This window comes from Algoriphagus sp. 10J20-15, from assembly GCF_055809615.1.
In genome coordinates this window covers 41,819-64,436 of sequence record NZ_JBVVUG010000039.1, presented here as the reverse complement: position 1 = coordinate 64,436, position 22,618 = coordinate 41,819, and the positions used below count along the sequence as shown (strand labels likewise).

Genomic DNA, 22,618 nt, shown 5'->3' with positions numbered 1-22,618 from the left:
ATTTATATTAGTATATCATTCGTTATGAAGACACTATGAAGCAAATCTCTAAATCGTTTGTAGAGAATATCAGGCAAATCATTTCTCAGGCGCAAGCAAATGCGGTTCGTGCAGTAAATCATGAACGAGTGCTAATGTATTGGGAAATCGGTAGGCACATAGTGGAAGAAGAGCAAAACGGAAAAGTACGTGCAGATTACGGGACTTTCCTACTAAAAAACCTGGCTGAACTACTGGAAAAGGACTATGGAAGCGGTTTCTCAGTTCGGCAATTAGAACTTTGTCGGCAGTTTTTCAACACCTTCTCAATTACGAACACACTGCGTTCGCAATTGAATTGGTCTCAGTACAAACTTCTGCTCCGTATTCAAGATGAGACAAAAGAACCTACTATATAGAAGAAACCTGCAACAACAATTGGAGTGCAAGACAATTGGAAAGACAGATTAACAGTCAGTTATACGAACGTCTTTTGCTCAGTAACGAGAAAGAGAAAGTACTTGCCGTAGCAAAAAAAGAAGCTCAACCTGAAAGCCCAAGAGAAATAATCAAAGACCCGATGGTGCTGGAATTTTTAGGATTAAAACCACAAGCTTCATACTATGAAAAAGATCTGGAAAATGCCCTAATCTCCAATATGCAAACCTTTTTATTGGAGCTAGGAAATGGCTTTTCATTTGTAGCCAGACAAAAAAGAATTCAATTGGAAGATGATCCCTATTTCATTGATTTGGTTTTCTACAATCGACTGTTGCGGTGTTTTGTTTTGATAGAAATAAAAACACACAAGCTGACACATCAGGATTTAGGACAGCTACAGATGTACGTCAATTATTACGATCGAACTGAAAAGCAGGCAGATGAAAATCCTACGATCGGCATCATACTCTGCGCTGATAAAAACAATACCATGGTGGAATATGCCCTTCCTAAACACAACACCAATATCCTAGCAAGCAAATACCAATTATACCTCCCGAAGAAAGAGGAAATTGAGAAAGAATTCGAAAAAATCATACAAGACAGCTAAGGAATTTGTCAAACACTTCTAACCAAAAGTGTAAGGCTAATCAGCCAAATATAAGTTTGGTTGTAAGTATAGGTAGGCTTCATGGGGTCAGGTTAGGGTTTGAAAAAACGAAACCATAAAATAGGGCATTTTCTGATTTCAGCAATCCTGTGGTTAGTTCTGTATGAATTAGTCACAGCTCGCAAAATGGAGAAGGGGGTTTCTAAAGGAATTAAATAAGTATATTTAAAACATATGTAATTTATTGAGCCAACAAGCAGTAGAATTTTTCTCAATTAAACCTTTTACTTATGAAGCAGATCCTGACTAGCTTATCATTACTTATTTTTCTATTTATTCCTATAAGTACCATTCAAGCTCAAAATGAGAAAGAGAAACAAGTCGACGAACTTTTCACGAAATGGGATACGGATAATACGCCAGGAGCAGCGGTAGCAATCGTAAAAGATGGGGCAATCATCTATAAGAAAGGGTATGGCATTGCTAATTTAGAATACGACATCCCGATCACCCCATCTTCCATATTTCACATTGCTTCTGTATCCAAACAGTTTACTGTTTTTTCAATATTACTATTAGAAAAACAAGGCAAGCTAAGCTTAGATGATGATATCAGAAAATACATTCCTGAAGTACCAGACTTTGGCAAGACCATTACATTGAGACATTTAGCTTCTCACACCAGTGGATTAAGAGATCAATGGAATCTACTATCAATGGCTGGTTGGAGATTGGATGATGTCATTACCAAAGAGCACGTTCTGAAACTTGTGAGTGATCAAAAAGAACTAAACTTTAATCCAGGTGATGAATTTGCCTATTGTAACACCGGCTTTACGCTTTTGGCTGAAGTAGTTTCCAGAGTTTCTGACATGTCTTTTGCTGAATTTACCAAGGCCTACATCTTTGAACCTTTAGAAATGAATAACACCCTTTTTTATGATGATCATGAGAAAATCGTAAAGAATAGGGCCTATTCCTATTATCCTGATTCTAGTGGATACAAAAAAAGTGTTTTGAACTATGCGAATGTTGGAGCAACAAGCCTTTTTACTACTGTTGAGGATTTGAGTCTATGGGCAATGAATTTTACGGAGATAAAAGTAGGAGATTCAACTAGTATTAATAAAATGAATACTCTGGCTGTGCTAAACAATGGTGAAACTTTCGGGGGAGCTCTTGGTCAATTTGTTGGTGATTATAAAGGACTAAACGAAATACAACATGGGGGCGCAGACGCAGGTTATCGTTCTTACCTAACTCGCTTTCCAAGCGAAAATTTTGCAGTAATAGTTTTTAGTAATTCAGCAGAATTCAACCCTGGCGGTATAGCCCATCAAATTGTAGATATCTATTTAAAAGATAAACTAAAACCCGAAGACAAAGCAGAAGAGATAAAAGAAGCCAGCAACTCTGAAGCAATTACTGTGGATGGAAATATATTAAATACCTATGTGGGTGATTTTGAATTACAACCTGGATTCGTAATTAGTATTAGTTTAAATGATGGCAAATTAATAGGACAAGCTACCGGACAACCAGCATTTCCATTGACCCCAATATCTACTACCGAATTTAATGTCGAAGGAGTTGAAGCTAAAATTGAGTTTATTCCTAATGAAGGAGACAACATAAAACTTATAAAACTTCATCAGGGAGGTCAAATAATGGATGCACCAAGAGTAACTGAATCCAACAAGTCTTCTGTAATTCTTGCTGACTATTCTGGAGAATATTATAGTGAAGAACTATCAACCACTTACACATTCACTGTTGTCGGTGATAGTCTAGTTGCAAAACACAGCAGATTAAGTGATTTCAAATTGAATTACATAAAGGACGATATGTTTTTCGGTGAAGCTTGGTTTTTTGGGCAGGTCGAGTTCATCAGAGATGAAAACAAAGTAATCACAGGCTGTAAAGTGTCTAATGGTCGGGTCCGAAACTTATTTTTTGAAAAGATAAATTAAACAGCAAACAACGAAAAGGTTAAACTATTAAACCTGCTCAGATACCAAACCAAATTGTTTAAACTGAAAACCCTCCCATTGCTGCAGTGAGGCCAATCAGCCAAATATTAGTTTGGTTATAAGTATAGGTAGGCTTCATGGGCAGGTTAGGGTTTGGGAAATAAGAAACCATATAATAGGGCTTTTTAGGATTTTAGCAATCCTGTGATTACTTCTGGAAGAAACCGTCAAAGAAGAAAAGCAGCAAGCGAGGATTGTAGAAAAAGGTCAGACACTAGTTAACCAACTACCTAAAATACCCTATACAGGGTATAAATTTAAAGTCAAAACTTCCTTTCTTAGAGGACTGAATCTTCAGGGAATGAAAGCTGAGATTTTGGGGAGAATAAAATAAAAGATATATAGAAAACACATGCAACTATTTGGTTATTCAAAGATGTTAGGCTGCATTTAAAAGACACCTTGAAATGGAGATAGAAAGTATTTCATTAAAGAACGACCAAACAATTAACTTAGGTAAAATTTCAATTCTTGTTGGGGCAAACAATGTTGGGAAATCTCAAACACTTAGAGATATTCAACAACGAATGCAAAGTGGATTAACAAGCAAATTTGTTCTTCTTAAAGAAATAAAATTTCGAAAGCCAGCCACTTTTGATGACCTATTCTCAAATCTGAAGGTTTCTGATAGTCAACGTAGCGTTGGACAAAAAAGAATAGTTGGAATAAATAATAATTTGACTGCACAAGACAGTTTTGAAATAAATTTCGAACATTCAAAACGTCAATTTGAAGAACAACCTAATCTTGATTGGGTTTTGGGAAACATAAGTAAATTTAAAGTTTCTCACTTAGACTCTTCTACTAGATTAAATCTAATTAAGACTACAAGTTCTTTTAACCCAGACATTGAAGACCCAGGAAATATTCTTCAAAATCTTTTTGTGCAAAAGGAAAATGAAGAACTACTAAAGAAAGCTTTCAGTGAGGCTTTCGGAATGGAAGTGATGTTAGACTACAGTGGACTCAAAGATTTTTGTTTAAGAGTGGCAAAAGAATTTCCTGTGATTCCAGAAGACCCACGTAAAGCATATCCAATTACAAAGGATTTTAATAAAATTGATAATCAAGGTGATGGGTTCAGAAGTTTTGTAGGGATAGTGTTAAGTTTATTGTTTTCTAAAGACAGAATAGTTTTACTTGATGAGCCAGAAGCCTTTTTACATCCTGCACAATCAAGATATTTAGGAAAATGGATTGCAGATAACTCAGATAAGTTATCTGGCCAAATAATAATTTCAACACATAATTCGAACTTTTTAAGCGGTTTATTACAAAGCGACAAAAGGGTTGATATTTTCAGACTAAATAGAAATGAAGATGATACGACCTTCAAGCTCATTCCTCCCGATGCCACAGAGAATCTTACAAAATCACCAATGCTTTCAAGCCAGCGTGTATTGGAAGCCATATTCCATAAAGCTGTAATCGTATGTGAGGCAGATGCTGATAGAATTGTATATCAAACTGTGTCAACTCTACATCAAAATAATCAAGAAATACTGTTTGTCTATTCTCACAATAAGCAAACATTAAAAGATGTTGCTTCACTTTTGATAGCTACACAAATTCCAGTTGGTGTAATTGCAGACATTGATTTGCTAAATGATGAAACCGACTTTAAAAATCTATTTCTTGCAGTAACAAAAACTGAAGCTTCCGTTGAACTCCTTGCTAGAAGAAAGGAAATTGCTGATTCAGTTGACAATTCATCTGAAAAACAAGCCTTAGATAAATTAAAGGAAAATGTTGCAGAATTTCACGAACAGTTAACTAAAAACGAACATACTTATGGTGGAGCCAAAGGAGCATTGAATAGAATAAGAAAAGAAACATCAAAGTGGACTTTTCCTAAAAAGAAGGGTATTGAAGGTTTTGATAAGGAAATAAGAGCTAAAGTGTCTGACCTAATAAATGAACTGAATCAAAAAAATATTTTCATAATACCTGTTGGCGAACTAGAAGGTTGGATGGATTTAGGGACATCTAGAAAAAACAATTGGATAATAATAGCTCTTAATGAAATATTTGCAAAGAGAACTTCTAAAATATTGATTGACTTTGTAGAAATGATTCTTAACAAAGTAATTAAAAACGCAGCCTAACATTGTATAATCTTTACCAGCAATAATAGATGAAAGAACTTAAATCCTTAAAATTTTTCTGTGGTTCATTGATGGATCCAATGTTTGATGTATTTGAGATTTTAGACAATAATGAGCATCAAGAACATCAAAATTTATTAAGTGACATTAAATCCCTGGAATCTGTTGCTTTAGATGAATTTGTAGACAAGTATCGCATAAATGAAATGATTGGCAGGCAAGAAGACAAGGAAACTGCTAAGAGGGCTCATTTTTTAGTCCATGTACTACAAAGCGAAATAAATGAACAACGTAAAAGCAAGCTTACTGAAATAACCAAAAGGCAAGCCCCATACGATTTCCCCAACTTAATTGAAGTTGTAATCAACGATAATCAATTGGTTAAAATGGACGTATTTGATTTATCTCATTATAATCTTATGTTAAATGAAATGGTTTACATGATATGTCCTGCAACAGAAGTATCAAACTCTAGCTATTGGCTATCACAAGCCATCTTTAAACAGCAAATCGAGAAGAAAATAAATTTCAAAATTCGTTTAGATCCTTTAAAGGAAATTCATAAAGACCAATACAATCCTATGATGTACAAAATGCACGTACATGGAAAACCCTTGGATTGGGATAAGCTTAAAACCCTAAGGTTTGATGATTTCGGACAATGGTTCAACGAAAAAGACTATGACAAAGCTGGGTTTACTGACTATGTGTGGTCCCCTAAAAAAGATAATACGATACACTTTACTTGTGAAGAGGTCCCTAAACTTGAATATAATGGCATTAAATCAAGCAGGTATTTTCATGCCATATTTGATAAAAACTCAGGAAAAATAAATCATTGTGATGGAGCGATTAGATTTTATACGGATAATGAATTGGCAAATCGAATTCAATTCCAAGTAAAAGACCCTGAAGCAAGAAAAGTAGGGAAAAGAGTTAAAATATTTCAGTTTGACAGTAAAGACAATAATGATATTGAACTTGGACAAACTGAATTCTGCGATTTAGCTGTTAATTTTTTTGTCTGGAATAATGATGTAATAAACTACTTTAATTGAAAAAGCCTGTAACCCTGAATAGCAAATAGGGGCTTGATGGTTTACGAAAGCTCAGTGCAATTTACAAACACCACCAAATACTAACCTTTACCCTACTCCCCCGCAACCGGATTCAATTCCGTATCGATCACCTCACCGATCTTCGCTCCCGGGCACCAGGTATTCCAGTCATGGATTTGGTTTTCATTCTCAGGGTTTTTGAGTTTGGCGGTAGCTTCCATGTAGATCACCGTCATTACTTTTCTCATCTGATCCGTTTGGTTGGCTCCGGCACGATGGAAAACCCATCCTGAGTGGAAACTCACCTCCCCCAAATCGAATGCTTCGATCACATGATCAAAGTTGTTGATGCGAAGCTTCTGTTGGATTTTCAGTTCGGAGTCATCCCCTATTTCCAGAGTCTCTACCAAAAACAATCTGCTGACTTCCGGCAGAAAACTCCAGCGGCCCCATTTCCAGCGGAGTTGCCTGAAGAGGAATCCAAGCGGTAATTGTGTTATCCGTATCTATCGGCCAGTAATACTGATCAGCATGCCAAGGAGTAATTCCTCCACCCGCCTCTTTGAATAAGGCCTGATCATGGTAAATCCGAACTTGAGCGCAGCCCATCAGATCCGCAGCGATTTGCGCTAGTCGTTTGCTGAGTACCAACTTTTTCACTTCCTCAGATTCCGTCCACAAATTGAAAATCTGCAAGAATGCCTTGTTGTAGGTATCCCGTTCCTCCATCGGTTTATCCTGCGTGTTTTTCCGCTGAACTTCTGCTGAAATCATTTCATTGAAATGAGCTACTTCTTCTGGACTAAGCACCTGCTTGAGTTTGATGAAGTTATTTTCCGTGGTAAAAAACTTTGGCCTCAGGAGAGATTGGATAGGGTTGATCGAGGTTATTCATGGGTTTGGGTTATTTGCTTTTAAATTAGGAAGCTCAAATGGGTAATAAAATAGATTTTAATAAAAAGTGGTTTTTAGCGCGAACCGTGTCAGTCCGAGCGGAGTCGAGGACATTTATTTTTACTTGCATTAAAAGTGGGGGCTTCGACTTCGCTCAGCCTGACAACACCTTCGCTCAGCATGACACCGAATTCGCTACCAATGACGGATTATGTTTTTAAATGTAAATCGTGTCAGTCCGAGCACCCGAGAAACGGGAGTTTCGAGGTTCGAGGACATTAATGTTACATAAATTAAAAGGGCTTCGACTTCGCTCAGCCTGACAACGACTTCGCTCAGCATGACAACGACTTCGCTCAGCATGACAACTACAAAAAGATTAATTGTAATTTAATACAACTTAGATATCCACATTCGGCACTGGTAATTAGTATATTGTAATTACAAAACTCATTTTTTCAATTGAAATTGTATGAAAATATACTTCGTTTACATACTGAAATGCTCCGACAATACTTTCTATACAGGAGTTACAAATAATTTGGAAAGGAGATTGGCTGAACATTCTGAAGGCATAGATCCCTTTTGCTATACTGCAAAAAGACGGCCTTTGGAGTTAGTGTTTGTTCAGGAATTTCAAGAAATCAAAGAGGCTATTTCTTTTGAAAAACAAATCAAAGGATGGAGCAAAAAGAAAAAACTCGCAATGATTAATGAAGAATGGGATAAATTGAAAGAATTAGCAGAATGCAAGAATGAGACTTCTCATAAAAATTTAAAGGAGAATTTATTGACCTCTAAAACTGATGAAAAGTCTTCCTAGGTTGAAGGAGGGGGGCTTCGACTTCGCTCAGCCTGACATACGACTGCGCTCAGCCTGACACCGACTTCGCTTAGCCTGACAATTGCGCACACCGCGTTAACCTCCGCGACCTTTGCGGTTAAGAAAAAAGCCCCAATTCTCATCGGGGCTTCATATTAGCTTTGCGGAGTTATTTCTTCCTCTCCTCAAAAATCTTATCGATCAACTCGGTGTTTTTACCTCCGTTATACGAGTTATTCTCCTGAATGTAGTCAAGGTATTTCTCTATATATTCCTGACTTAGCTCTGAGCTATCACCATATTTTTCTCTCATATCATCCAACTGCTTATGCAAATCTGCTCTTATCTCCGCATAAGCTGGATCATCATAGACATTGGTCAATTCCATTGGGTCTTTCATGCGATCGATCAATTCCCACTCGTCATTGTCAAAGTAGTAGTGAACCAATTTATACTCCTTGGTAATGATCGCATAATGACGCTTCACCATATGAACTGATGGGTACTCGTAATAGTGGTAGTAAACCGCATCACGGGTCCATTTGTCAGTTTCCCCAGTAAGCAAAGGCAACAAACTCTCTCCCTGCATATCAGATGGAGCTTCAATCCCTGCTGCAGCTAAGAATGTCTGTGCAAAATCCAGGTTCTGGACCATCTCATCTGATTTGGTTCCCCCTTCTACTTTACCTGGCCAAGCCATTAGCAAAGGTGTTTTGAAAGACTCATTGTACACAAAACGCTTGTCAAACCATCCATGCTCACCTAGGTAAAAACCCTGATCAGAGGTGTAAACTATGATCGTATTTTCCATCAAATCATTTGCTTCCAAATAATCCAATACCCGACCCACATTTTCATCCACAGCTTTGATCGTGCCTAGGTAATCCTGCATGTAGCGCTGATATCTCCACTTCATTTTATCCTCTTCCGTCATGGTTGGGTAGGCTTTTTTAAAGTCTTCATTCACTTTCATATACGCCTTGTCCCAGTTGGCACGCTGAGTTTCATTCATTCTGCCTACTTCTCTATCAAAAGCTCCCTTGTCCCAACCGGATGTTCCTTCTATGCCCAATTCGTCCATCACTTCCGGGTAAACTTTTGAATCCCCAGACCAGTGCATATCTGTCAGGAGATTCATCTCAGCCTCGTGCGCAGCTCTACCTCTGCCTGAGTAATCATCGAAAAGTGTCGCCGGTTCTTTGAAAGTTCTGTTGGTGAATTCCTCTACATGTCTTTCAGCCGGAAGCCATTCGCGATGTGGCGCCTTGTGCAGGTACATCAACATAAAAGGCTGATCGGCCTTGCGCTCATTTTGCAACCAATCCAAGGTCATATCTGTGATGATATCCGTCACATAGCCTTCAACTTTGATGTTTCCCTCATTTTTGGTGATAAAATCAGGATTGTAATAAGCTCCCTGACCTGGCAAAATCTTGAACTGATCAAAGCCTTTTGGATTGTTTCCGAAGTGAAGCTTTCCAAACATGGCTGTCTGATATCCTGCATCCTGAAGGATCTGCGGGAAAGTCACATTTGTGGTATCAAAGGGAAAATGATTATCCACTTTTCCATTGATGTGCGAGTGTTTTCCAGTCAAAATAGTCGCTCTAGAAGGCGCACAGATAGAATTGGTCACAGATGCATTAGTGAAAAGCATCCCCATTTTTGCTATGCGATCAATGTTCGGAGTTTCTATCAAAGTATTGTCGTAAGCAGAAATTGCTTGATACGCATGATCATCCGACATGATAAAAATGATATTTGGCCTCTCCGCAGTTTTTTCAGCCTCTTGGGTTTTACATGCAAAAGCAAGTATAGCCAAGGAGCCGAGGAAAAAAGATTTTAAACTATGCTTCATTTTAAGGTGGTTTTTTGAGTATAAATATTTGTGTTTAAAGATGTCAGTTGCAGCACTTTCGTTGGTTTGCCGGATGTCGGATGTCCGATGACCGGTGCGGCCTCAACAATTGATCTGACCTCTTCTTTTATTACTTGAATTTTCATGCTGGCAGAAAGGCAAAGAGTCAAAAGCTTCATAAGATATACTTAACTTTAGACATCAGCCTACTTCCTCCCGTCCACCGTCTTCAGTCTACAGTCATCTAATATCGGTCTTCAGTCTCCCGTCTCCCGTCTTCGGTCATCTAACATCGGTCACCTGACATCGGTCATCTAACATCGGTCACCCTACATCGGTCATCCCTCCTCCTCATCCCTCAATAAAACTCTCCTCAAATCTCAAGAAGTGACAAGTATACCCATTCGGGTTTTTCACCAAGTAATCCTGATGATAGTCTTCTGCTGGCCAAAAAGGCGTAAAAGGCTCTAAGGTAGTCACTACCTTGTTTGGCCATTTGCCGGATGCGTTGACGATGTCAATCATCTCCTGAGCTTCTGCTTTTTCCTCCTCATTTTGGTAGAAAATCGCTGATCTATAGCTCGAGCCCATGTCATTTCCCTGCTGATCCACCGTCGTAGGATTGTGCATTCTGAAGAAGTAATCCAAAATTTCTTTAAATGACGTTTGGCTTGGATCATAGGTCAGTTCTATGCCTTCGGCATGATCTGGATGGTTTTTGTAGGTGGGGTTTTCATTTTCACCACCTTGGTAACCAACTTCTGTATCTACGATTCCCGGACGTGTTCTGAAGAGATCTTCCATCCCCCAAAAACAACCGCCTGCGATGTATGCTTTTTTAGTATTACTCATTTTGTTTTGGTTTAGCGTTAATGCGTTTTGGTTGTAATAATTCACAAGTGGCTGACTTGCCTATTAAAGTCAAATCGGCATTTGTGCTCCAATTTCATCGACAAATAATTAAGTATCGGTCAAAAATGCACGTAGTGAAGGTTTTCGAAGCTTTTCATAGAGCTACCTCAGCCCAATTGCAATAGGAGTAACAATGCGAAGTTTAAGAAATTCAGCCCGAATTTCGCTTGTACAATGTGGTGGGTAGTATTTCATTGGGGTCCACCGCTACAATTTTCCCGTTCCTTACCACAATCATCGGGCTTTTCTTTTGCTTTTTATATTCGATAAGCTTTCTGTAAGTTTCCTCTAAACCTTTGACTATTCTATCCCTTTCCTCTTTCAACTGTTCTTTAGTTCCCATAGTAATGCCCTTTTAATTCTTCCCATTGTTTAACATTATTAATTGTCTCTTCATTCAAAGCTCCCTCTGCTATAATCTCATAATCATCTCCTGAATTGTTTACAAATAGCCAGTTATCCACTTTATTCAGAAATAAATTGAAAAAATTCTTCAGACCACCTTTATACCTCCTTCTAATTACATCTTCTGGAATATGGTGACCTCCTTCTTTTACTCTTGTTTTCACTCTTGAAATAGCCAATTCTTCAAAATTAAGCCAAAAAAATAAGCAAGTCACTTGATAATCCAATTCCTTTGCTCTATCAATAAACTGGACATAGCTTCTAGTTGAAAGAGTGGTTTCAAAGGCGAAATTTTCTCCTGAGTCTAACAGTTTTTTAATTCGCTTCAACATCAATCTTCCTGCCTCTATTCCCGCTTTTTCTGGCTGAAAAGGAGAAATTCCGCGTGCAATTTCGTCGGCATTGACAAATTCCTTACAATCAAGAATCTCTGGCAAAATTGTATAAGAAGCTGTGGTTTTCCCTGCTCCATTACATCCTGCTATGACATATAATTTCTTCATTACATTCAAAGATACGCTTTAGTCCTAATGATTGTGGAAACTTGATAATTCCTATAACACCTACTTATTTTCTTAGAATATTTATTTGAACCATCTATACTATTTGATAAAAACCTCATAGGATTCAGAAGGTGCTAAGCTCAAGGCTACTTCGGTCTCCCGTCTGCTGTCTCCCGTCTTCTGTCTGGTAATTACTTCCCATTCCTCTTGTTATAAACTTCTATATACTCATCCAGGAAACGCTTATCATTCGCATCGCTGTCTCCATACTTTTCGCGAACCTCCTCAAATTTCTTGTGCATCATTTCCCTCACCTCAGCATACTCAGGATTATCGTAGACATTATTCATTTCACTAGGGTCTTTTTCCAGATCGTAAAGTTCCCACTCATCGATGTCATAATAAAAGTGAATCAGCTTGTATCTATCGGTGGCGACGCCATTATGACGCTTCACGCTATGTTCAGCAGGATATTCATAATAAGTATAATAAACTGCATCTCTCCAATCTCTACTTTCTCCGCTGACTAGCTTTCTGAAAGACTCGCCCTGCATTTCTTTAGGAGCTTCAATACCTGCATAATCAAGGAATGTAGGCGCAAAATCAAGATTCTGAACCAAGTTTTTGATGGTAGTTCCTGGCTTGATTTCTTTTGGATACTTTACCAAAAGCGGAGTACGGAAAGATTCCTCGTACATAAATCGCTTGTCAAACCAGCCATGCTCTCCCAAGTAAAATCCTTGATCAGAGGTATACACTACGATGGTGTTTTCTGCCAAACCATTTGCTTCCAAATAATCCAAAACCTCTCCTACTCCATCATCCACGGATTTGATTGTACGCAGGTAATTTTTGATGTAGCGATTGTACTTCCAGATCGCGATCTCACGTTTCTTCTCCATGCTCAAGGTCTTCTCGTCCAGTTGTCCGTAAGCTTTTAGGAAAGCCGCATTCTTTGGATCAAAAGCTTCTCTCCAAGCCTTCAATTGCTCAGGATTGAATCGCTTTAAATCTCCTGCCAAACCAGTACTATCACCGTTAGGATTTACTTCCAGCATCAAATCACGACCCCAACGCATAATCTCATCGATTTCCATTTCCTGCTCACGAGCTGCTGTTCCTCTTCCCTGATAGTTTGTCTCTTCATCAAAGAAATTAGCCGGAGGAGTGAATTCCTTGTCATCATACAATGTCAAGTACTCTGGCGCTGGCTTCCAATTTCTGTGAGGAGCCTTTTGGTGATAAAGCATTACAAAAGGCTTTTCCTTATCTCGTCCATTTTCCAACCAGTCCAAAGCCAAATCGGTAGTAATATCTGTGACGTAGCCTTCTATTCGCTTTTTCTCCCCATTGATTAAAAAGTCGGGATTGTAATAGTGACCCTGTCCAGGCAAAACCATAGAATAATCAAAACCCTGAGGCTGTCCGTCCAAGTGGATCTTACCAATTAGTGCTGTAGTGTAGCCATTGGCCTGCATCAGTTTCGGGAAATTATCCTGATCCCAATTGAATGGCTGGATATTATCCACTTTACCATTCATGAAACTATGCTTTCCTGTGAGCAGAACAGCCCTAGATGGTGCGCAGATGGAATTTGTTACTGTAGCTCTGGTGAAAATCGCTCCTTCTTTTGCTATTCGATCTATGTTTGGCGTCTCATTCAACCCTCCACCATAGGCACTAATGGCCTGATAAGCGTGATCATCAGCCATGATAAAGATAATATTGGGCTTTTGGGGTTGCTTTTGCTCCTCCTTAGCGTTGCAGCTAAATGCAAAAGCCGCAACTAAAAAAAGAAAATAGAGTTTTGACTCAGACATAGTGTATTTTTTTATTGAAGTTCGAATTTATAGTTATTTGATCAAATCATGCAGTTTAGAAGAAAATCTATCAAAATTCCATGGCTTGTACTGTATTAAGTGCTGGAATTCAAAACAGAAATTAAGCACTCAATAAATCTACATCGCTTCGATAGACCAAACATTCCATTGTTAACGCGCTGGTAATATTATCGGAAAATTAACCTAATACTATTAGTGAACAAAAAATTAAGAGATAAACTAGGGCTCTAGCACTAATTTAATTATGTTAGTAGCGATTTACCAATAAAGGCAATTGTTTATGCCCCATATTTGGTATTCAACAACCCGATGCAATGACCTCAATAAGCGCATTAGACTTACTAATAATAATTGTTTACCTGCTGGCAATAGTTGTCATTGGGCTATGGTTTTCTTCCAAAAAGAGGAAAACTAGTAAAGGCTATTTTCTTGCGGGGAAATCTTTGACCTGGTCTGTAATCGGCGCTTCACTTTTTGCCTCTAATATTTCTACCGTTCATTTGGTAGGTTTAGCAGAATCAGGATTTATAGACGGCATAGTTTGGGGGAACTTCGAATGGTTCTCAGCATTTGAACTGCTCATACTCGCTTTTGTATTTATACCATTCTATCTAAGAACGAAAATCACCACGCTTCCTGAGTTTTTGGAAAAGCGATACGATCAGCGTTCCCGGATCATTCTTGCAATATTCAGCATACTGGCGGCTCTATTTATGCATATTGGTGTCAGCTTCTATGCAGGGGCGGTAGTTTTCGAGCAAATATTCGGAATTAACATCCTCAGCTCCATTGTAATTATTGCCCTTGCAACCGGGATATATACCATTATCGGTGGGCTTACTTCAGTCGTAGTCACCGAAACTATTCAGACAGTGATCCTGATTTTAGGTTCGCTAACGGTGACTTTACTTGCAATTTTTGCACTTCCAGATGTAGGAATTACTAGCTATTCGGAATTAAAAAATGCTGTTTCAGCCGATCGTCTCCATGCAGTGGCTTTTGATTCGGAAGCGAAAGGCTTCACTTTTCTGGATATGCTTTTCGGGCATTTGATTTTGGGTATATGGTATTGGTGTACAGATCAGACGATCGTACAGCGTGTCCTTGGAGCCAAATCAGAAAATCAGGCAAAACTCGGAGCCATTTTCGCAGGCTTTCTGAAGATCCTGCCAGTCTTTATCATGGTAATTCCGGGGATTCTTGCCTTTGCTTTATTCAAGGATGAAATTGGTAGCGACACTAAATCTGTGCTTCCGATTATGATTATGAATCTAATGCCTATCGGGCTAAAAGGATTGATGGTGGCAGCTTTACTCGCAGCAGTGATGAGTTCTGTGGCAGCGGCATTGAATAGCTGCTCCACGCTTTTAGTATATGATGTTTTTGGAAGAATCAACCCAAATCTATCGGATAGCATGAAGATCAGAATTGGACGAATTTCGGCAATAGTGGTTTTAGTGCTGGCTGTGGCGTGGTCTCCATTCTTAGGCAACCTTGGCGCCATTTTCGAACTCATCAATCAGATGTTTTCCATCTTCGCTCCATCTATAGTTGCGGTTTTCTTATTTGGAATTTTGTCTCCAAAAGGAACTTCAACTGCTGCATTTGTCACCTTACTTGGTGGGAGTTTATTTGCCGGAGTGATTTTCATGATAGAAAAGTATATTCCGATCGGAGGAGCAGAAAATTACATTTCCAGCAGTGAGGGACTTGGTATCAATTGGCTTAGGCAAACCTATATTTTCTTTCTGATCTCCAGTTTGATTTACTGGGCCACTTCATTTACTGATAAACAAGCGAGTTCCGTTACCGGAGATTTCTATCTCAGCATAGAATCGTCCTCTACCAAAACAAAAGTGTTGAGTGCCCTCCTTGTAGCCATAATGCTAACCATTTACATGATTTTCTATTAAAGCAAATATGAATTTAAATCAGTCTCCTATACTTCCTCAGAACCCTCGCCCTGTTGCAATTATAGGTGCAGGTGGGATAGTGACAAATGCTCACTTACCTGCTTATACCTTGGCTGGATGGAATGTCATGGGAGTTTATGATTTGGATAAAGCGAAAAGTGAGACTGCAAAAGCTGAGTTTCCAGTTGTATCTCAGACATTTTCTGATTTATCGGAATTGATTAAAGCCGCCGCTGAGCAAAACGCGATAATCGACCTTGCCGTCCCAGCAGATCAGATTATCCAGATTCTTGAGCAGTTGCCTAATGGCACTGCAGTGTTGATCCAAAAGCCAATGGGCGAAACACTGGCTGAAGCATCTGAAATCCATGAGCTATGTCTCAAAAAGAAGCTGATCGCAGCAGTGAATTTCCAATTGAAGTTTGCTCCCTATATGCTAGCTGCCAAGGATATGATTAAGCAGGGATTACTTGGGGAAATATATGACCTGAAACTGAAAGTATGCGTCTTTACTCCTTGGCATCTTTGGGGATTTCTGAAAGAAAAACCAAGAATGGAAGTGCTCTACCACAGCGTTCACTACTTGGATTTGATTCGCTCATTTATTGGAAATCCCTCGCGGGTACATGCCAGCATCATCCGTCATCCCAAAATGACAGAATTGGCAGATACACGAAGCTCCATCATTTTGGATTACGATGAATTCACCCAAGCCAGAATTCTAACAAATCATGGACATGAGTTTGGTCTAAAAAACCAAGATTCCTACTTCAAAATAGAAGGAACAAAAGGCGCAATCAAAATAACGATTGGGCTATCTCTGGACTATCCCAAAGGTCAGGCTCCAAAGATGGAGTACTGTCTATTAGATGATCCTAAAGGCTGGCAGGAAATTCCGCTGAAGGGTGGCTGGTTTCCTCATGCATTCATCGGCTCGATGGCGGCCTTGCAGGTAACCTGCGAAAATCCTGGAACTTATTTACCAAACAGTACAGCAGACACTCTTCAGACCATGAAACTCGTCGAAACAGTTTACAAAGCATCCGAATCAGGTGGTACACCATTCGGAAGAATAAGTTGATCCTCATGAAAAAACTACTTTACATCACCTGTTGTCTACTATCACTTACAGCTTTTTCCCAAGAAAAGAACAAGCCAAATGTGTTGTTTATCATCTCTGATGATCTGACTACGACAGCCCTAGGAGCATACGGAAATCCGGCACCAAAAACCCCAGTCATCGATCAGTTGGCGAAGGAGAGCACACTATTTACCCGCGCGTACACACAATATCCAGTTTGCGGACCATCCCGTGCTTCATTTATGTTTAGCTATTATCCCAATGCTACGCAAACCTATGGCTACGTAAGCGGTAGGGAAAATGTAGGTCCTGACCGACCTTCTTTGGCTGAGCTTTTTAAGCAAAATGGCTACTACACAGCCCGAGTGAGCAAAATCTATCATATGGGCGTGCCGATCGATATAGAAAAAGGGTCAGATGGAACAGATGATCCTGCTTCCTGGACTGAGAAATTTAACTCCCAAGGTCCTGAATGGACGGCTGCAGGTAAAGCAGAACTGGTGCAAAACAACCCTGATGGCAGCATAGAGCGAAAAGGTGGAAATGTGATGACTATAGTCCAAGCTGACGGGGATGACTTGGTACATTCTGACGGTAAAACAGCCGAAAAAGCATCCGAATTGATCCGCCAACATAAAGACAAGCCCTTCTTTCTAGCAGTAGGATTGGTTCGACCTCACGTACCTTTTGTGGCTCCAGCAAAGTATTTCGATCCATTTCCATATGAAGAAATTAAGCTACCAGAGCAGGTAGAGAATGATTGGGATGATATACCTGAACGTGGTATCAACTACGTCACCAGTGTCAATGCGGAGATGAATGACGTGCAGAAGCAAAAGGCAATTGCTGGGTATTATGCAGCAGTTTCCTATATGGATGCGCAAGTTGGGAAGGTCTTAAAGACGCTGAAAGAAGAAGGATTGGAAGACAATACAATTGTGATTTTCACCTCGGATCATGGTTTTCACCTGGATGAGCACGAGTTCTGGATGAAAGTGAGTTTGCACGAAGAGTCTGTTCTCGTGCCGATGATGATCAAGGTGCCTGGCAAAAAACCGGCTGTAGTAAACTCTTTCACCGAGCTACTGGACCTCTACCCTACATTGGCTGACTTGGCAGGATTGGAATATCCAGCGGCTATTCAGGGGAAAAGTCTGGTTCCGGTTCTACACAATCCTAAGAAAAAAGTGCGGGATTATGCTTTCTCTGTCACGCAGGGAGGCAAGTCCTTTCTAATTCGCACAGATAAGTGGGCTTATATACAGTACAATGAGGATGCCTCAGCAGGAATGGAGCTTTTTGATATGGAAAATGATCCCCAGCAATTTACAAATCTTGCCCATGATCCAGCGCACAAAGCAACTCTAGATGAATTGCAGGCAATCCTAAAGAAAAAATTGGCTGAGGTAAGAGACAATGATTTGGGTATAAATTATCAAGCTTCGAAATGAAAACTGCATTGAAGAAAATAGCTTTAGCCTGCTTTCTGATTTCCATTTCAGGAATTGCTACTGCACAGTTTCAAGTGAAGCCTTTGCCTGTACAGGCAGTGCTGAAACAAGGCGAAGAAAATCAATTTCTGGACGGACCTTCTACCTTGAAACTGAAGGATTATTTCGTTTGGGGAGGTTCCGTAGTAAAAGGTAAAGATGGGAAATACCACATGCTCTTTGCTCTCTGGGAAAGTGGGGCTGATAAAGAGCAGTTTAATAAAAGTTGGGTCCTGGAAAGCAAGATTGGACATGCTATCTCTGACTATCCTGACAGGGATTTTGAGTTTCAAAAAATCATTCTTAAGGGAGCCCGTTACGATGGCAAGCCAGACGCTTGGGATGCTCAGGGAGTGCATAATCCTCATGTAAAAGAATTCGAAGGAAGCTATTATTTATACTTTATCGGCGGCAAAGATCCAGGTGAGGAAGTCGCTCCTAATGTGGACAAAAGAAACCGAGTCCAGCAAAGCCAAAAACTTGGTGTGATCAAATTCGATTCCTTTGAAGATTTGGAAGCAGGGAAATTCACTCGGCCTACAGAGCCGCTATTAAGTCCACGGACACGTGTCAAGCCTAACCAAGTAGTCAATCCTTCTCCTGAAGGAACCGTAGCTAAGCCAGATAACCTGATTGTGGTGAATCCCTCCGTGGATTACAACCCGAAGACAAAGGAATACATGCTTTTCTTCAAAGGAAACATCTACGAACCATTCTGGAAGGGTGTTCATGGAGTAGCTACAGGGCCAACTCCTATGGGGCCATTCACGGCAAGGGATGAATTCATCTTCGATGTACGTATGCCAGACGGGAAAATTGCCAGCACAGAAGATCCTTACGTCTGGTTCTCTACTAAATACGACTGCTTTTTTGCAGTGGTCAAAGACTTTACTGGCACTGTGGCTAGAAGCGAAAAGAAAGTTCTGGCGATCCTAAAATCTGAGGATGGCATCAAATGGGAAATCACGAGCAAGCCTCTTTTTATGAAACGGGAGGTTACTCTTGAAAATGGAGAAATCCTTCATTTAGATCGTCTGGAGCGACCTCAGCTACTACTTAGTGATGATGGTATTCCGCTTTACCTCTATTGCGCAGCCGCTGTGGAGAATGTGAACGACAAAAAGGACGGAAGTTCATTTAACATACAAATACCTCTAGCAGTGACGCCTGCAAACTAAAACCTATGCAATCAACCTATGCTGTATTAAAATCAGCAAAACCATTTTAAGAATGAGAAAATCTATTGTAATTAAAAAAGGCCTTTCGAGTGACATGCGCTTTGACTTAAAGGACGGCGCGGGATCTGATGCTGTACATACTAGTCCCGTTTATGCCTATGCAGTCTGTAAGCTGGCCACTGATACTGAGTTGGAAGGAGTAGGTCTTGCCTTCACTTTAGGATCTGGAAATAAAATTGTTTGCGACGCGATAGAATACCTAGTCAAACACATAGAAGGTAAAGAGATCTATGAACTGATGTCCGACTTTGGTACCACCTATAAAAAAATGGCAGATGACCCAAACTTCCGATGGTTAGGCCCGCATAAGGGGGTGGTTCAATTGGCATTGGCAGCGATTGTGAATGCTTGCTATGATCTTTGGGCAAAAGCAGAAGGAGTCCCCTTGTGGAAATTACTTACTGATTTAAGTCCTGAGCAATTGGTGAATACTTTGGATTTCTCTTACTATGAGGACATTCTACCAAAGCATGAGGCCATTGAGTTGATCAAAAATCAGAAAGCTGGAATTACAGCACGTGAAAACATCATCAAAACTGGTTACCCTGGCGACCGATACTTCGATTGGCTGGTTCAATTATTCTGACGAAAAAATCATCCAAAATGTGGAAGCTGCTATGGATAATGGGTTCGCTGCAATGAAACTAAAAGTAGGAGCTCAAAATGCAGCTCATGATATCCGCAGAGCCGAATTGGTGAGAAAAGTAGCTGGAGATCAGGCCACCATTATGTTTGATGCAAATCAGCAATGGACTTTACCTCAAGCAATTGACATTTGCTCCAAATTAAAAGAACTCAATCCGTTTTGGATAGAAGAACCTACGCATCCAGATGATGTATTTGCTCATATGGCTTTGGCTAAAGCTGTCGATGTCCCCCTTGCGCTGGGCGAGCATGTTCCGAACAAGGTGATATTCAAAAACTTCATTCAATCCGGATGCATGTCATTCAATCAGGTAGATGCTGTACGGGTAGGTGGAGTTTCTGAGTTCATTTTGATCAGTTTACTTTCCCGCAAATACAATATACCGGTAGTCCCACACGTGGGAGATATGGGACAGATTCACCAGCATTTGGTCTTATTTAATCATATTACTTTGGGACATCCTGCTTTGCTTTTGGAATACATTCCTCATTTACGTGAGTATTTTAAGTCCCCGGCAATTGTCAAGGATGGCAAGTACCTAACTCCCCTGGAAGCCAGGAATGAGCGCGGATCTTTTACAATACGAATACTCCTATTAAGGGAGCACGGTAGCCAACTACCAAAATTGCTCAACAGGTTTCTAAAACAATCTTCAAATGAATATTTCTTTTAAAAAAGTAGCCCTTGCAAGGTATGCCCTAGGGATTTTAGGTTGGCTGTCGCTCCAGACAATTTGTTTCGCGCAAGATGATTTGCAAATTTCTAAATCCATTCTGCCAGTGGATACCGAAAATATCTTTCGTACGGAAGGTTATTACAATTGGGGCGGATCGATTGTCAAAGGAAATGATGATATGTACCATCTCTTTTATTCCCGATGGCCAAAATCCACCAGTTTTAAGGGCTGGCTAGTTTACTCTGAGATAGCTCATGCTGTGTCGAGCAGCCCAACAGGTCCTTGGGAATACAAGGAAACAGTTTTGAAGAGCAATGGAAAAGGGCATTGGGACGCCATAACTGCACATAATCCCAAGATCAAATACTTTGAGGGCAAGTATTACCTCTACTACATATCCACGAATCTGGGTGATAACTTAGATTATTCAGAAAGTGATTTAAAGAGTTTTAGCCAGAAGGATTTGAAAGATCCAAACAGGCATATTCTCAGATCAAATCAGCGTACCGGAGTAGCTGTTTCAAATTCGCTTTCTGGTCCATGGGTGAGACAGTCCGTGCCCCTTATAGAACCTTCAGGCCCTATCACGACTTTGACCGTGAATCCAGCGGTGACCCGAGGCAAGGATGGGAGATATTATATGATTGTCAAAGGTGATAAACCAAATGAAACAAAATTTATCAGAAATCAGGCTATAGCTATAAGCGATCACCCTGAAGGACCTTATGAGATTCAACCTGACCCGGTAATTGATTATTTGGACACCGAAGACATGTCACTTTGGTACGATGAGCAGCGTGAAGTTTACTATGGGATCTTCCATGCGTCTGATGGATTTATAGGTTTGGTCAGCTCTTCTGATGGTCTCCAATGGCAAAAAGCTTCAGAGTATCGAATCATGCCAAAAGAAATAAAGATGAAAGACGGATCTATCCTCAAACCCGATAGACTAGAACGACCATTTGTATATCAAGAAAGTAGAAATCTGATCACCTTAGGGTTAGCCGCTAAACAAGGCGATGATTCATTTATTGTTTTTATCCCGCTACATAAATAAGCAAAACCGAAATCCTTGTCTTTTTCGACTTAGTCCAATGATATCATCTTTTTTAAAATCGTATAATACACCTATATGATTATCCGCAAAGATGCCAGTCACCTTAGCTTCTTTGCTTATCTAGTCGGAAGATCGGTGACTCCCGCACTGGCGGGACAGGCTGAAGTAGCCTCGATTCCTAAGTCTAACCTATGCTTTTTTGCTTTTGACACCATATTCAACCAAAAGCAGATATATATATTCCCTTAAAAGGGAAAACTCCTTTACTATTGAAAAGTAAGGAGTCCATGCCCATATTCTATTTTTCGTCCTACCAATTCCCCAGAATAATCCGCACTGCTTGAGCAGTAAATCAATATTTTACACTTTTTTAGACCTAAAGCCCTATTTTTTTCAAAAACTACTAGGACATCTGCACTATTTTTACTTAACTTACCCGCAGCTATCTAGAAATAGCTTTATTCAATTCCCTTCCTAGATAGCTGTCTACAACATTTCTATCCAATACAAACCACTTTGTGCGTATGAAAAATTCTACTACAAAAAATCTGAGTAGTATCAGAATGTGGCCTGAAACCAAAGTAAATTTTGGTATTCTTGGTTGCATCTGCCTTCTACTCTTTTTCCTGTCAAGTTCAGGATCAAGTATGGCCCAAACGTCTCCTATTGCCGTAAAAGGCACTGTAGTCGATTCAGAAGGCCTTCCATTGCCAGGATTGACAATTCTAGTAAAAGGTACCACAGCTGGTACTGTAACGGATTCGGAAGGCAGATATTCCATCACTGTCCCTGGAGAAAGCACAGTTTTAGCTTTCAGCTACATTGGTTATCAATCCCAAGAAATCACTGTAGGTAGCAGGACCATAATTGATTTGGTCATGGAGGAGGATATTTCATCTTTAAATGAGGTGGTGGTAGTTGGCTATGGCACACAGAAAGTCACCAACCTCACTGGAGCTGTAGATGTAGTTGAAGGAAAAGTGTTAGCAGACCGTCCTTCTCCTTCAGTATCACAATTGCTTCAAGGAACCTCACCTGGTGTGAACTTTTAGTGTTGG

Annotated in this window: 23 protein-coding genes; 15 read left to right on the top strand and 8 right to left on the bottom strand. The window is 39.9% G+C overall.

Annotated elements, in window-relative coordinates:
* Nucleotides 1–35: 35 nt before the first annotated feature.
* From AC0L6R_RS16740 to AC0L6R_RS16720, 5 genes are all read left to right on the top strand, one after another.
* Entirely contained in the window at nucleotides 36–398 is a 363-nt protein-coding gene (locus AC0L6R_RS16740; protein WP_473272221.1) for a DUF1016 N-terminal domain-containing protein, read from the top strand.
* Nucleotides 399–433: 35 nt separating this feature from the next.
* Nucleotides 434–1,030 (top strand): PDDEXK nuclease domain-containing protein, encoded by a 597-nt coding sequence (locus AC0L6R_RS16735; protein WP_473272220.1) that lies wholly within the window; start codon nucleotides 434–436, stop codon nucleotides 1,028–1,030.
* Between the two features lie 290 nt (nucleotides 1,031–1,320).
* Nucleotides 1,321–3,000, top strand: coding sequence for a serine hydrolase (locus tag AC0L6R_RS16730; RefSeq protein WP_473272219.1), 1,680 nt, complete (start codon nucleotides 1,321–1,323; stop codon nucleotides 2,998–3,000).
* 467 nt (nucleotides 3,001–3,467) lie between these two features.
* A complete protein-coding gene (locus AC0L6R_RS16725) occupies nucleotides 3,468–5,165 on the top strand; it encodes an ATP-dependent nuclease (RefSeq protein ID WP_473272218.1) in 1,698 nt (565 codons plus the stop codon).
* 29 nt (nucleotides 5,166–5,194) lie between these two features.
* Nucleotides 5,195–6,223, top strand: a complete 1,029-nt coding sequence (locus AC0L6R_RS16720; protein ID WP_473272217.1) for a hypothetical protein — start codon at nucleotides 5,195–5,197, stop codon at nucleotides 6,221–6,223.
* A gap of 92 nt (nucleotides 6,224–6,315) precedes the next feature.
* Here the strand turns inward: AC0L6R_RS16720 and AC0L6R_RS16715 are convergent, their stop codons facing one another.
* Together AC0L6R_RS16715 and AC0L6R_RS16710 are read right to left on the bottom strand one after the other, a co-directional pair.
* On the bottom strand, nucleotides 6,316–6,633 hold the full coding sequence (locus AC0L6R_RS16715; protein WP_473272216.1) for a hypothetical protein: 318 nt from the start codon (nucleotides 6,631–6,633) through the stop codon (nucleotides 6,316–6,318).
* The gene (locus AC0L6R_RS16710; protein WP_473272215.1) at nucleotides 6,605–7,033 is read right to left on the bottom strand and encodes a phytanoyl-CoA dioxygenase family protein; all 429 of its coding nucleotides are present in this window, start codon (nucleotides 7,031–7,033) and stop codon (nucleotides 6,605–6,607) included. The genes AC0L6R_RS16715 and AC0L6R_RS16710 overlap by 29 nt, the downstream gene beginning before the upstream one ends.
* Before the next feature lie 556 nt (nucleotides 7,034–7,589).
* On the opposite strand from AC0L6R_RS16710, the gene AC0L6R_RS16705 reads away from it, so the two are divergent.
* On the top strand, nucleotides 7,590–7,940 hold the full coding sequence (locus AC0L6R_RS16705) for a GIY-YIG nuclease family protein (protein ID WP_473272214.1): 351 nt from the start codon (nucleotides 7,590–7,592) through the stop codon (nucleotides 7,938–7,940).
* A 169-nt stretch (nucleotides 7,941–8,109) separates the two neighbouring features.
* Here the strand turns inward: AC0L6R_RS16705 and AC0L6R_RS16700 are convergent, their stop codons facing one another.
* The 6 genes from AC0L6R_RS16700 to AC0L6R_RS16675 form a co-directional block, all read right to left on the bottom strand.
* Complete coding sequence (locus AC0L6R_RS16700) at nucleotides 8,110–9,798, bottom strand: sulfatase family protein (RefSeq protein ID WP_473272213.1); 1,689 nt, start codon at nucleotides 9,796–9,798, stop codon at nucleotides 8,110–8,112.
* Complete coding sequence (locus AC0L6R_RS16695; protein ID WP_473272212.1) at nucleotides 9,795–9,977, bottom strand: hypothetical protein; 183 nt, start codon at nucleotides 9,975–9,977, stop codon at nucleotides 9,795–9,797. Before AC0L6R_RS16695 ends, AC0L6R_RS16700 begins: the two co-directional genes overlap by 4 nt.
* Before the next feature lie 172 nt (nucleotides 9,978–10,149).
* Complete coding sequence (gene msrA, locus AC0L6R_RS16690) at nucleotides 10,150–10,650, bottom strand: peptide-methionine (S)-S-oxide reductase MsrA (RefSeq protein ID WP_473272211.1); 501 nt, start codon at nucleotides 10,648–10,650, stop codon at nucleotides 10,150–10,152.
* 211 nt (nucleotides 10,651–10,861) lie between these two features.
* On the bottom strand, nucleotides 10,862–11,053 hold the full coding sequence (locus AC0L6R_RS16685; protein WP_473272210.1) for a hypothetical protein: 192 nt from the start codon (nucleotides 11,051–11,053) through the stop codon (nucleotides 10,862–10,864).
* A complete protein-coding gene (locus AC0L6R_RS16680) occupies nucleotides 11,043–11,618 on the bottom strand; it encodes a zeta toxin family protein (protein WP_473272209.1) in 576 nt (191 codons plus the stop codon). Before AC0L6R_RS16680 ends, AC0L6R_RS16685 begins: the two co-directional genes overlap by 11 nt.
* Before the next feature lie 191 nt (nucleotides 11,619–11,809).
* On the bottom strand, nucleotides 11,810–13,438 hold the full coding sequence (locus AC0L6R_RS16675) for a sulfatase family protein (protein WP_473272208.1): 1,629 nt from the start codon (nucleotides 13,436–13,438) through the stop codon (nucleotides 11,810–11,812).
* A 335-nt stretch (nucleotides 13,439–13,773) separates the two neighbouring features.
* Here AC0L6R_RS16675 and AC0L6R_RS16670 point away from each other — a divergent pair, with 335 nt between their 5' ends.
* The 9 genes from AC0L6R_RS16670 to AC0L6R_RS16630 all read left to right on the top strand — a co-directional run bounded on the left by AC0L6R_RS16670 (nucleotide 13,774) and on the right by AC0L6R_RS16630 (nucleotide 22,612).
* The gene (locus AC0L6R_RS16670) at nucleotides 13,774–15,372 is read left to right on the top strand and encodes a sodium:solute symporter family transporter (protein WP_473272207.1); all 1,599 of its coding nucleotides are present in this window, start codon (nucleotides 13,774–13,776) and stop codon (nucleotides 15,370–15,372) included.
* Nucleotides 15,373–15,379: 7 nt separating this feature from the next.
* The gene (locus AC0L6R_RS16665) at nucleotides 15,380–16,453 is read left to right on the top strand and encodes a Gfo/Idh/MocA family protein (RefSeq protein WP_473272206.1); all 1,074 of its coding nucleotides are present in this window, start codon (nucleotides 15,380–15,382) and stop codon (nucleotides 16,451–16,453) included.
* Between the two features lie 5 nt (nucleotides 16,454–16,458).
* Nucleotides 16,459–17,904 (top strand): sulfatase, encoded by a 1,446-nt coding sequence (locus AC0L6R_RS16660; protein ID WP_473272205.1) that lies wholly within the window; start codon nucleotides 16,459–16,461, stop codon nucleotides 17,902–17,904.
* On the top strand, nucleotides 17,901–19,121 hold the full coding sequence (locus tag AC0L6R_RS16655) for a glycoside hydrolase family protein (RefSeq protein WP_473272204.1): 1,221 nt from the start codon (nucleotides 17,901–17,903) through the stop codon (nucleotides 19,119–19,121). The genes AC0L6R_RS16660 and AC0L6R_RS16655 overlap by 4 nt, the downstream gene beginning before the upstream one ends.
* Before the next feature lie 52 nt (nucleotides 19,122–19,173).
* On the top strand, nucleotides 19,174–19,767 hold the full coding sequence (locus tag AC0L6R_RS16650) for an enolase-like domain-containing protein (RefSeq protein WP_473272203.1): 594 nt from the start codon (nucleotides 19,174–19,176) through the stop codon (nucleotides 19,765–19,767).
* Nucleotides 19,700–20,500: an enolase C-terminal domain-like protein gene (locus AC0L6R_RS16645; RefSeq protein ID WP_473272202.1), complete on the top strand. Its 801-nt coding sequence runs from the start codon at nucleotides 19,700–19,702 to the stop codon at nucleotides 20,498–20,500. The genes AC0L6R_RS16650 and AC0L6R_RS16645 overlap by 68 nt, the downstream gene beginning before the upstream one ends.
* Entirely contained in the window at nucleotides 20,484–21,560 is a 1,077-nt protein-coding gene (locus AC0L6R_RS16640) for a glycoside hydrolase family protein (RefSeq protein ID WP_473272201.1), read from the top strand. Before AC0L6R_RS16645 ends, AC0L6R_RS16640 begins: the two co-directional genes overlap by 17 nt.
* Before the next feature lie 75 nt (nucleotides 21,561–21,635).
* On the top strand, nucleotides 21,636–21,809 hold the full coding sequence (locus AC0L6R_RS16635; RefSeq protein WP_473272200.1) for a hypothetical protein: 174 nt from the start codon (nucleotides 21,636–21,638) through the stop codon (nucleotides 21,807–21,809).
* Nucleotides 21,810–22,084: 275 nt separating this feature from the next.
* On the top strand, nucleotides 22,085–22,612 hold the full coding sequence (locus AC0L6R_RS16630) for a carboxypeptidase-like regulatory domain-containing protein (RefSeq protein ID WP_473272199.1): 528 nt from the start codon (nucleotides 22,085–22,087) through the stop codon (nucleotides 22,610–22,612).
* The last annotated feature ends 6 nt before the right edge of the window (nucleotides 22,613–22,618 follow it).